Consider the following 10,825-nt stretch of genomic DNA (forward strand, 5'->3'; position numbering starts at 1 on the left):
GCCGAGGCTACGCCGCCGAACGGACCGGGCAGGCGGATCGGGTCGGGTCGGGTCGCGCAGCCGGGGCGGGGCTAGGGGACGTCAGTCCTGCGCAGGGCCGTCGTGCGGAGGCCGGTCGTGGTGCGGGCGGTCGTGCCGGGGGCGGTCGCCGGGCAGGGTGGACTCGCCGTTCCTGCGGTGGTGCGTGCGCAGCCGACCGGTGACGTCCTCCGGGGGCAGGAACTGGGCCCAGCGCTCGGGGAATTCGGAGGGCATCTCGGGGTTGTCCGGGTCGTCCTGCGCGGCCCGCGCGGCGGCGGCCCGAGCGACGACCTCGGCGGCCCGCTGCTCCCTGACCCGCTCGTTCGCGGCGCGCGCCGCGGCCGTGGCGACGGACGGCCAGACCCGGTCGATCGCGGCGTTCACCGCGGCCCCCACGAGCACCGCGAACGCGGCGACGCCGATCCACAGCAGTACGGCGATGGGCGCGGCAAGGGAGCCGTAGATGGTGGGGCGTCCGCTCGGCCCCTCGATGGTGTTGGTGAGGTAGATGCGGAGCAGGAAGCTGCCGAGCACCCACATCCCGAGTGCCACCAGCGCACCGGGAGCGTCCTCCACCCAGGGCGAGCGCACCGGCACGGACACGTGGTAGAGCGTCGTCAGGAAGGCGATGCTCAGCAGGATCACCACCGGCCAGTAAAGGAACCGCACCAGGGTCTCGGACCACGAGAAGATCCCGATCACGGCGTCCGGGCCCGCCACCATCAGCGGCAGCGCCACCGAGCCGATCAGCAGCGCCGCGATGAAGAGCAGGAACGCGAGCAGTCGGGTCTTGACGATGCCGCGCACCCCGTCGAGCCCGTACATCACGGTGATGGTGTCGATGAAAACGGTCACCGCGCGGGAGCCCGACCAGAGGGAGAGGACGAAGCCGATGGAGATGACGTCGGGTCTGCCGCCCTTCATGACGTCGTCGAGGATCGGCTGCGCGATCTCCTTGACGCCCTGGTCGGAGAGGACGGTCCGGGAGGCCTCCAGGATGTTCTCCCGCACCGACGCGATGGTCTCCGCGCCGGTCCAGGTGTCGACGTAGCCGAGGAGGCCGATGAGGCTGAGGAGCAGCGGCGGCACGGAGAGCAGCGTGAAGAAGGCGGCCTCGGCGGCGAGACCGAGGATGCGGTACTCGACGCAGGAGTCGACGGTGTCCTTGAGGAGCAGCCAGGCGGTCTTGCGCTTCGACATGTTCCGGTAGAGGACCCGCGCGCGGTGGAGCCGCCCTGAGGTCTCCTCAGGAGTTTCTTTTGCCTGGTGCACGTCCTTACCGTATCCGCATGGCAGCCAGCACCCACACCGTGACCAACCAGGCTCCTCCCCTGCAGGGATACGACGTCTTCGCCTCCGACCGCGCCCTGTCCGAGGCGGTCGAGCGGCACCTCGACCCGGAGCTCCTGGACGAGGCCCGCGCGGAGCTGTCCGCGCTCGGCACGGCGGCGGGCTCGGCCGAGGTGCAGGAGTGGGGCGCGCTCGCGAACGACCATCCGCCGAGGCTGCGTACGCACGACCGGTACGGCCACCGCATCGACGAGGTCGACTTCCACCCGGCCTGGCACAGTCTCCTCGACCGTGCCGTCTCCGCGGGCCTCACCTCGGCGTGGACCCGGCCGGGCGGACATGTGCGGCGGGCCGCCGGGTTCTTCGTCTGGACGCAGGCGGAGGCGGGGCACGGCTGCCCGGTGTCGATGACGCACGCGGCGGTGCCCGCGCTGCGCGCCGAGCCGTCCCTTGCCGCCGCGTGGGAGCCGAAGCTGACGTCCACGGTGTACGAGCCGGGGCTCAGGCCCGCCGCGCGGAAGGCCGGCGCGCTCCTCGGGATGGGCATGACGGAGAAGCAGGGCGGCAGCGACGTCCGCGCCAACACGACGTCGGCGGAGCCGCTGTCGGAGGCCGACGCCTATGCACTCCGCGGCCACAAGTGGTTCTGCTCGGCCCCGATGTCGGACGGCTTCCTGGTCCTGGCGCAGGCCCCGGACGGACTGACCTGCTTCCTCGTGCCCCGCGTCCTGGACGACGGTGCGCGCAACGTATTCGCGATCCAGCGGCTCAAGGACAAGCTGGGCAACCGCTCCAACGCCTCCGCGGAGGTCGAGTTCGACGGGACGTGGGCGCGCCGGGTCGGCGAGGAGGGGCGCGGGGTGCGGACCATCATCGAGATGGTCGCGGCGACCCGCCTGGACTGTGTGCTCGGCTCGGCGGCCCTGATGCGCCAGGCCGTCGCGCAGGCCGTGCACCACACCACGTACCGCGGTGCGTTCGGCGGCCCGCTGATCGACAAGCCGCTGATGCGGAACGTCCTCGCGGACCTGGCCCTGGAGTCGGAGGCGGCGACGACACTCGCGCTGCGGCTCGCGGCGGCGTACGACGACGGGGGCGAGCAGGAGCGGGCGTTCCTGCGGCTCGCGCTTCCGGCGGCGAAGTACTGGGTGACGAAGCGCTGCACGCCGGTCGCGGTGGAGGCCCTGGAGTGCCTGGGCGGCAACGGCTACGTGGAGGAGTCCGGGATGCCGCGCCTCCTTCGCGAGTCACCGCTCAACTCGATCTGGGAGGGCGCGGGCAACGTCCAGGCCCTCGACGTCCTGCGCGCCCTGCAACGCGAACCGCTCGCGCTGGACGCGTTCCTGCGCGAGGTGGGCCGCTCCCGCGGCGCGGACCACCGCCTCGACGCCGCGATCAAGGCCCTGCTCACCGAACTCGCCGACCTCTCCGGCATCGAGGCCCGCGCCCGCCGCGTCGTGGAACGCCTGGCCCTCGTCCTCCAGGGCTCCCTCCTGACCCGCTTCGCCCCACCGGACGTCGCGGACGCCTTCTGCGCGTCCCGCCTGGGCGGCGACTGGGGCTCAGCTTTCGGCACACTGCCGCACAGCTTGAACTTGGGGGCGGTGGTGGACAGGGCGGCACCCCAATTCAGCCCACAATCCAACCCCTCCGGCGTTTGAGATGGGGGTCCCCCCTGCTCCAGCGAAGCCGAGAGCTTGGGGGAGGGGGTCCGGGGGCCGGCCCCCGAAGCGGGGTCCAGGGGTGGCAGCCCCGGGCGGGGGGCCGGGGGCGGAGCCCCCATAGCCGTCCGCCAGGACTTTCGGGAAGGGGCGGGGAGGGGATCAAAAAAGACAGGAACAGGGGTGATGCTGCGCCGACACGGCACCACCCCCGCCCCTTGGCCCCGTAGAAGAACTTGGAGCACGAACACCGCAGAAGCGGCGTCGACCACAGTTTCGGTCAACTGCTCGGTTGTTGGCGAGGGTTGCAGACCGTTGCATCGACTCCCACCGACCCACCCCCATTCCCGCCGCTCCGAAGGCACCATGGGTCCACCCACGCACTGGCGTTTCGGGGAGGCACCGGTGACGAACTCGACGATCGACCTGCTCAGGCTCGCGGCCACGGACTCGGTCCGCGCGGCCCGGCTGCTGAAAGGCGTACGCGACGCCGCCCTGGCGGGCCAGGCACCGCCGGTCGGGCCGCGGCCCGTGATCGAGGCCTCGTGGGACCGGATGCTGCGCGGCGGCGTGGACCCGGACCACGACTACCGGGCCGGGCTCCTCGCCCTGGAGGACATCGAGGCGCGCCGCCGCGCGTCCCCGCTGCACGAGATCATGCCGGTGCTCCGCGACGGCCTCGTCTCGATCGCGGACGCGGCGCAGCACATCATGGTCGTCGCCGACGCAGACGGCCGGGTGCTGTGGCGCGAGGGGCACGCCTCGGTGCTGCGCAAGGCGGACGGCCACGGCTTCGAACTGGGCGCGGACTGGCGGGAGTCCACGGTCGGCACGAACGGCGTGGGCACTCCGCTGGTCGTGCGCAGGCCGGTGCAGGTGTTCTCCGCCGAGCACTTCGTACGGACGCACCACTCGTGGACCTGCGCGGGCTCCCCGGTGACGGACCCGCGCGACGGGCGGCTGATCGGCGTGGTCGACCTGAGCGGGCCGGTCGACACGATGCATCCGGCGACGCTCGCCCTGGTCCACTCGGTGACGCGGCTCGCGGAGGCCGAGCTGCGCAACCGGCATCTGCAGTCCCTGGACCGGCTGCGTTCGGCGGCCGTGCCGCTGCTCTCCCGCGTCCCGGGCCGGGCCCTGGTCGTGGACGAGAACGGCTGGACGGCCGCGGTCACGGGCATGCCGCACGTCGACCGGGTCCCGCTGCCCCGGTCGGTGACGGCGGGCCGCAGCTGGCTGGCGGCGCTCGGCGAGTGCGAGGTCGAGCAACTCCCGGGCGGCGGGCGGCTGTTGCGCCTCGGCTCGGCCTCGGACGCCCCGCACCCCGCGGAGGGCCTGACGGTGGTCCTCGACCTGTCCGGCGCCCGGCGCAGCACGCTCACCGTGGCCGGCGGCGCGGGCACCTGGACACACGACCTCTCGCCCCGGCACGCCGAGCTCCTCTACGTCCTCGCCGCGCACCCCTCGGGCCGTACCGCCGCCGAGCTGGCCGCGGACCTGTTCGGCGACCCGGACCGCGCGGTCACCGTCCGCGCCGAACTCTCCCGCGTACGCCGGTACTCGGCCGGCCTGATCGAGCACCGCCCGTACCGCTTCCGCGACGGCGCCCACCTGCGCGTCCTCCTCCCCGACGCCCCGTCCGACCTCCTGCCGCACTCCCTCGCGCCCGCGGTGGTGCGGGCGCGCGGGATCCCCCTGGGCGACCGGCCCTAGCGCACCCTCCGCGCCACCCGCAGGAGGTACTCCTTCCGGTTGAGCGGGTCCTGGTCGGTGCGGGGGCGGGTCGGGGGTGGGGTCGTGCGGGTGGGGGCGTAGTGCGAGAAGGAGGTCTCCAGGACGCCTTCTCCCCTGGTCAGTCCGGGCAGTCGCTGCTCCAGGGCGTGCACGTGGGCGGCCGGTACGTCGCCCTCGACCGTCCACTCCGCGCCGTGCTGCCGCTGCTCGCGGGGTACGGCGCCGAGGCGGGCCAGGGTCGAGAGGAGCGGGGCGGACGTGTCGTCCGGGGCCTCTATGCGGAAGCGGTGCATCGGTTCGTGGACGCGGGTGCCCGCCTCCTGCAGAGCGCTCATCAGGACCAGCGGCGTGAGCTGGCGGAAATCGCGGGCCGTGCTCGACATGCTTTTGTCGAAGACGGCATGGGAATGGCTCTGCCGCGGCCAGTATCCGGAATGCGTCATCGTGACCGTGCAGTCCGCGACCTGCCAGCCGTGAAGGCCTTCCCTGAGGGTTTCTCCGACGGTTTCCTCGACCGCTTTGAAGAACGCGTAAGGCATGGAGCCGAGTTCGACCTCCAGGCGGAATCGGATTCCCGATCCGACGGGTGCGGGTTCGACGCGCAGGCCGACCGTGCCGAGAAAAGGATCGAGATCCTTCTCGTAGCCGTGCCCTGTTCCGACCGGTCGTTCGACGCAGATCGTCGTCGTCTCCCGGAAAGTGACGTCGACCCCGAACTGCTCGGCGAGCGTGGCCTGTACGACCTCCTTCTGGACCTCCCCGTACAGCGAGACGGAGACCTCGCCGCGCACATCGTCCTGGCGCAGGTCGATCAGCGGGTCCTGTTCGGCGAGCCGGGTCAGGGCGAGGTGAAGTGGCCCTCGGTCGGCGGGAGTTGCGGGGACGACCACGGTCTCCAGGGTGGGCGGCGCGAAGTGGTGCTGCGCCGCACCCTCGGGCGGTACGCCGACGGAGTCGCCGATGCGGAGGTCGCCGAGGCCCCACAGCTTGCCGATGCGGCCGGCGGTCACCTCGTCGGCACGGCCGGCCGCGCCCCGGTCGAACACGGCGATGCCGGTGACCTTGCCCTCGGCGGTGCGCCCGGCGCTGCCGAAGGTGAGCACGTCACGTACGCGCACGGTCCCGGAGAAGAGCCGTACGTACCCGATCTTCTCGCCCGCCGGGCCGCGTTCGACCTTGAAGACGGTGCCGGACAACGGCCCGTCCGGGTCGCCCGTCGCGGCGGGCAGCAGCTCGCGCACGCCGTGGATCAGCGCCGGCACTCCCGCGCCGGTGATCGCCGAGCCGAAGTACACCAGGTGCGCCTGGGCGCGTGCGGTCTGTGCGCGCAGTGCGGTGTGCAGCCGGGCGGGCGGCAGCGGCCGCGCGTCGTCCACGTACGCGGCGAGGATCTCGTCGTCGTGCTCGGCGAGCGTCTCGACCAGCCGGGCGGTGAAGCGCGGATCGTCGGGCTCGTACGGGCGGACGGTCGCGGCCCGTGTGCCGGGGGCCGTGACTTCGCCGGTGGGGACGACGGCCGGGGTGAGCTTCGCGGCGATCTCGCGCAGCACGTGCTCGGGCCGGGCCCCTGCGCGGTCGACCTTGTTCACGAAGATCAGGACCGGGATGCGGAGCCGGCGGAGCGTGCGCATCAGGATGCGGGTCTGCGCCTGCACGCCCTCCACGGCGGAGACCACGAGCACGGCCCCGTCGAGGACGCTCAGCACCCGCTCGACCTCGGCGATGAAATCGGGGTGGCCGGGGGTGTCGATGAGGTTGACGGTGGTGTCGTCGTCGAGCGCGAACGAGACGACGGCCGATTTGATCGTGATGCCGCGGCGGCGTTCGAGGGCGAGGGAATCGGTCTGTGTGTTTCCGTCGTCCACACTGCCGATCTCGTCGATCACTCCGGCGGAATGCAGGAGCCTTTCGGTCAGGCTCGTCTTTCCGGCGTCAACATGCGCCAGGATTCCCAGATTCAGGGTGCGTTGCGTTTCGTGCACTGAACGTCATGTCCTTCGGGTTGATGGGCATTCCCTTCGGGTGGGACATGAACGTTCCGCGCATTGCTGTTCTCCTCGGGTCGGAGTTCTGGGGTGGAGCGAGTACAGCGGCGCGGCCCGGTGACGTGCAACCGAATTACGTCTCGGTCGCCGTCACCGGGCCGCGCCCGTGCATACGTGTGTGCGGGTGGGTGTCAGACCCCCGGAATCTCCCGGCCCTGGAACGCCGCGCGCACCGTGGCCGCGGCCGCCTTGCCGTACATCGACTCGGCGGTGGCGATCGTCTTCAGGGCGGCGTCCTTGAAACTGGTGTCGGGCGCGAACCCGAACTGCGCGTTCACGATGATCCGGTCCGCGGTCCGCGCGCCGAGGTCGCGCCGGATGTCGTACAGCGCCCGCGACCAGATCTCACCGTCCGCGTGCACCTCCCCCACCTTGTCCGCGTAGGTCTTGTCGGAGTCGATCCGCCGCAGACAGTGCGGCGTCTCGCTGTACGAGACGGAGTCCCAGTCCGCGACACAGGCGAGCTCGGCCTCGGCGGGCCAGCCGTACTTGTCGTCCGCGTACGCCCCGACGCTCACCGCCAGGTAGTCGCCGAAGGACTCGCCTATCGCCCCGGCCTCCGGCGAGGTGCCGAAGCCGGGCACCTGGGCGTGGTGCACGGCGTGGCCGTACTCGTGGACGACCACCTCGGCGTCCTCCGCGTCGTCGACCCCGCCCTTGCCGAAGCGGATCTCCGCCTTCTTGTCCGTGAAGAAGGAGTTGTCGCCGCCCCACTGGTTGATCCGCACCGGCTGGGCGCGATCGTTGGCACCGGGCAGCTCGCCGCCGAAGCCGAGGCTCTGCAGATACTCCTGCGACTCGTTGACCCAGAAGTACGCCATGACCTGCTCGAACTGGTCGTCCGCACGGCCGTACCCGGACGCGTCCGCGGCCTTCGCGGGCTCGCCCGTCTCGGATCTCACATAGGCCCACTTGCCGTTCAGGCCGCCACTCGCGTCGAGGTTGCGCAGCGGGGCGAGGGCGTACGCGGAGTCAGGCACGGCGGCGGCCGCGTCCTTGCCGTCGACGAGCGACTGGTCGCCCGAGGACTGCACGGGGTTGACCATGAACAGCCGGGCCTGCGCGGCCGTGGCGTCACTCTGCGCGGACGACGCTTGTCCGGACGGTGCTTGCGCGGATGAGGCTTGCGCGGAGGGCGCTTGCGCGGCCGTCGCCGGGGCGGCGAGAGCGGCCAGGGCCACCGTTGCTGTGGCGGCGGCGATCAGACCGCGGGGTGTGCGGCGAACCATGGGTCCTCCAGGTCGGAGTACATGACAAGGGGTGTGGCGCGGCGTGATCTTCCCGTACGGCTGCGGCCTTGAACAGAGGGCGGACACGGCCGTCCCGCACGGGCCCGGGGCCACCCGGTCTGACCAGGCCTTGGCCGCCGCAGACGCCCGTGATTCCCTGACCCCATGAGCACCATCACCGTGACCACCTGGTCCCTGGAGCAGACCTCCCCCGACGACCTCGCCCCGGCCGCCGAGCCGGACGGCGATGTGCGCATCGTGCGCGCCGAGGTCCCGTCGCCGGAGTTCAGCCGCTTCCTCTACACCGCGGTCGGCGGCGACATCCTCTGGACCGACCGGCTCTCCCTCACCTATGCGCAGTGGCAGGAGGAGCTCGACCGGCCCGGCACCGAGACCTGGGTCGCGTACGACCGGGGCACTCCCGCCGGATATGTGGAGTTGCAGGCACAGGACGAGGGATCCGTGGAGATCGTCTACTTCGGCCTGATCCCGGCCTTCCGCGGCCGCCGCATCGGCGGCCATCTGCTCTCGTACGCCACCGCCCGCGCCTGGGATCTGGCCGAGCGCTGGCCGGAGCTGCCGGCGACGAAGCGGGTCTGGCTGCACACCTGCAGCAAGGACGGCGAGCACGCGATGGCCAACTACCAGCGGCGCGGCTTCCGCCTCTTCGACACGAAGGTCGACGAGGAGCCGGCCGTCGAGACGCCCGGCCCGTGGCCCGGAGCCTGACCGCTTCCTCCCCTTTACTGCGCCTGGGTCGCTCGCCCCGCCGAGCGGCGATGAACCCCGTCGAGTGACCCAGGCCACAATAGTCCGCGATACGAGACGATCTCGTCCAAATAACGGACGTAGCTGGACTGGGTCTAAAGGCCCATGCAACGCTTCCGTCATGTCTCGAGCTGGAATTGCCTTGGTGAGTCGGCGGCACGTCGACCTCGGCCGCATGTCCAGCGCGATCTGTCTGCCGCGCTGAGCTCTCAGCACAACGCCGCTTTCCCTTTTCCTGATCTGACACCACCCCTTACGCGCAAGGGCGCGCGCATCCGTCGAAATGCGCCGCCCGCATGCCCGTATGCGCTGGTCAGAGCCGCTTTCCCGTAGTCCCGAAGGACGTAGCAACCATGGCCGCAACCCCTGAGAAGCCCGTCTCAGCAGCGCCCCGACGCAAGGCGAGCCGTCACCGTGGTGAGGGCCAGTGGGCCGTGGGGCACTTCACCCCGCTCAACGGCAACGAGCAGTTCAAGAAGGACGACGACGGTCTCAATGTGCGGACACGCATTGAGACGATCTACTCCAAGCGTGGCTTCGACTCCATCGACCCCAACGACCTTCGGGGCCGCATGCGTTGGTGGGGCCTCTACACCCAGCGCAAGCCCGGGATCGACGGCGGCAAGACCGCGGTCCTGGAGCCGGAGGAGCTGGACGACAAGTACTTCATGCTGCGCGTGCGCATCGACGGCGGCCGCCTCACCACGCAGCAGCTGCGCGTGATCGGCGAGATCTCCGAGGAGTTCGCCCGCGGCACCGCCGACATCACCGACCGGCAGAACATCCAGTACCACTGGATCCGCATCGAGGACGTGCCGGAGATCTGGCGTCGCCTCGAAGAGGTCGGCCTGTCCACCACCGAGGCCTGCGGTGACACCCCGCGCGTGATCATCGGCTCGCCCGTCGCGGGCATCGCCGAGGACGAGATCATCGACGGCACGCCCGCCATCGAGGAGATCCACCGCCGCGTCATCGGCAACCCGGCCTTCTCCAACCTGCCGCGCAAGTTCAAGTCCGCGATCTCCGGCTCGCCGCTCCTCGACGTGGCGCACGAGATCAACGACGTGGCCTTCGTCGGCGTCGAGCACCCCGAGCACGGGCCCGGGTTCGACCTCTGGGTGGGCGGTGGCCTCTCCACCAACCCGAAGATCGGCCAGCGGCTCGGCGCCTGGGTGCCCCTCGACGAGGTCCCGGAGGTCTTCGAGGGCGTCATCTCGATCTTCCGCGACTACGGCTACCGCCGTCTGCGCACCCGCGCCCGCCTGAAGTTCCTCCTCGCCGACTGGGGCACCGAGAAGTTCCGCCAGGTCCTTCAGGACGAGTACCTGAAGCGGGAGTTGATCGACGGCCCCGCGCCCGCCCAGCCCGTGGCCAAGTGGCGCGACCACGTCGGCGTGCACCGCCAGCAGGACGGCAAGTTCTACGTCGGCTTCGCGCCGCGCGTGGGCCGGGTCGACGGCGCGACGCTCACCAAGATCGCGGAGATCGCCGAGGCCCACGGCTCCGGCCGCCTGCGCACCACCGTCGAGCAGAAGATGATCGTGCTCGACGTGGACGAGGAGCAGGTCAAGCCGCTGGCCGAGGCGCTCGAAGCCCTCGACCTGACCGTGCGCCCCTCAGCGTTCCGGCGCGGCACCATGGCCTGCACCGGCATCGAGTTCTGCAAGCTCGCCATCGTCGAGACCAAGGCCCGCGGCTCCCAGCTCATCGACGAACTGGAGCGCCGCGTACCGGACTTCGACGAGCCGATCACCATCAACATCAACGGCTGCCCCAACGCCTGCGCCCGTATCCAGGTCGCCGACATCGGCCTCAAGGGCCAGCTCATGCTCAACGACCAGGGTGAGCAGGTCGAGGGCTACCAGGTGCACCTCGGCGGCGCGCTCGGCCTCGAGGCCGGCTTCGGCCGCAAGGTCCGCGGCCTGAAGGTGACCGCCGACGAACTGCCCGAGTACATCGAGCGGGTCGTCAAGCGCTTCCAGGCGGAGCGCGAGGACGGCGAGCGCTTCGCCACCTGGACCGCGCGCGCCTCCGAGGAGGCCCTCAAGTGAGCGACGCACACGCGGCCGCCGGGCTG

8 protein-coding genes are annotated in these 10,825 nt (G+C 71.2%); 5 read left to right on the plus strand and 3 right to left on the minus strand.

The genetic code is table 11. The features are described 5' to 3' along the window. Nucleotides 1–81 precede the first annotated feature (81 nt). Nucleotides 82–1,293, minus strand: coding sequence for a YihY/virulence factor BrkB family protein (locus QIS96_RS00165; RefSeq protein ID WP_282540223.1), 1,212 nt, complete (start codon nucleotides 1,291–1,293; stop codon nucleotides 82–84). Nucleotides 1,294–1,310: 17 nt separating this feature from the next. Between QIS96_RS00165 and QIS96_RS00170 the strand changes: the two genes are divergently transcribed. After that, nucleotides 1,311–2,972, plus strand: a complete 1,662-nt coding sequence (locus tag QIS96_RS00170) for an acyl-CoA dehydrogenase family protein (protein ID WP_282540224.1) — start codon at nucleotides 1,311–1,313, stop codon at nucleotides 2,970–2,972. A gap of 366 nt (nucleotides 2,973–3,338) precedes the next feature. Next, complete coding sequence (locus QIS96_RS00175; protein WP_408907084.1) at nucleotides 3,339–4,685, plus strand: GAF domain-containing protein; 1,347 nt, start codon at nucleotides 3,339–3,341, stop codon at nucleotides 4,683–4,685. On the opposite strand, the gene QIS96_RS00180 is transcribed toward QIS96_RS00175, so the two are convergent. Further along, nucleotides 4,682–6,688 carry an elongation factor G gene (locus QIS96_RS00180; protein ID WP_282540226.1) on the minus strand — a complete coding sequence of 669 codons (2,007 nt, stop codon included), beginning with the start codon at nucleotides 6,686–6,688 and terminating at the stop codon, nucleotides 4,682–4,684. The genes QIS96_RS00175 and QIS96_RS00180 overlap by 4 nt on opposite strands. A gap of 194 nt (nucleotides 6,689–6,882) precedes the next feature. After that, on the minus strand, nucleotides 6,883–7,980 hold the full coding sequence (locus QIS96_RS00185) for a M4 family metallopeptidase (protein WP_282540227.1): 1,098 nt from the start codon (nucleotides 7,978–7,980) through the stop codon (nucleotides 6,883–6,885). A 165-nt stretch (nucleotides 7,981–8,145) separates the two neighbouring features. On the opposite strand from QIS96_RS00185, the gene QIS96_RS00190 reads away from it, so the two are divergent. From QIS96_RS00190 to QIS96_RS00195, 3 genes are all read left to right on the plus strand, one after another. Then, nucleotides 8,146–8,709 carry a GNAT family N-acetyltransferase gene (locus tag QIS96_RS00190; protein ID WP_282540228.1) on the plus strand — a complete coding sequence of 188 codons (564 nt, stop codon included), beginning with the start codon at nucleotides 8,146–8,148 and terminating at the stop codon, nucleotides 8,707–8,709. A gap of 160 nt (nucleotides 8,710–8,869) precedes the next feature. Then, nucleotides 8,870–8,953 (plus strand): putative leader peptide, encoded by an 84-nt coding sequence (locus QIS96_RS37785; RefSeq protein WP_408907098.1) that lies wholly within the window; start codon nucleotides 8,870–8,872, stop codon nucleotides 8,951–8,953. A gap of 148 nt (nucleotides 8,954–9,101) precedes the next feature. Then, nucleotides 9,102–10,799 (plus strand): nitrite/sulfite reductase, encoded by a 1,698-nt coding sequence (locus tag QIS96_RS00195; RefSeq protein ID WP_282540229.1) that lies wholly within the window; start codon nucleotides 9,102–9,104, stop codon nucleotides 10,797–10,799. Nucleotides 10,800–10,825: the final 26 nt, after the last annotated feature.

The organism is Streptomyces cavernicola (assembly GCF_029968035.1).
GTDB classification, from domain to species: Bacteria; Actinomycetota; Actinomycetes; order Streptomycetales; family Streptomycetaceae; genus Streptomyces; species Streptomyces cavernicola.

Coding starts and splice junctions, on each gene's coding strand:
- QIS96_RS00170 (WP_282540224.1), top strand. CDS start 1,311: ATGGCAGCCAGCACCCACACCGTGACCAACCAGGCTCCTCCCCTGCAG.
- QIS96_RS00175 (WP_408907084.1), top strand. CDS start 3,339: ATGGGTCCACCCACGCACTGGCGTTTCGGGGAGGCACCGGTGACGAAC.
- QIS96_RS00185 (WP_282540227.1), bottom strand. CDS start 7,980: ATGGTTCGCCGCACACCCCGCGGTCTGATCGCCGCCGCCACAGCAACG.
- QIS96_RS00190 (WP_282540228.1), top strand. CDS start 8,146: ATGAGCACCATCACCGTGACCACCTGGTCCCTGGAGCAGACCTCCCCC.
- QIS96_RS37785 (WP_408907098.1), top strand. CDS start 8,870: ATGTCTCGAGCTGGAATTGCCTTGGTGAGTCGGCGGCACGTCGACCTC.
- QIS96_RS00195 (WP_282540229.1), top strand. CDS start 9,102: ATGGCCGCAACCCCTGAGAAGCCCGTCTCAGCAGCGCCCCGACGCAAG.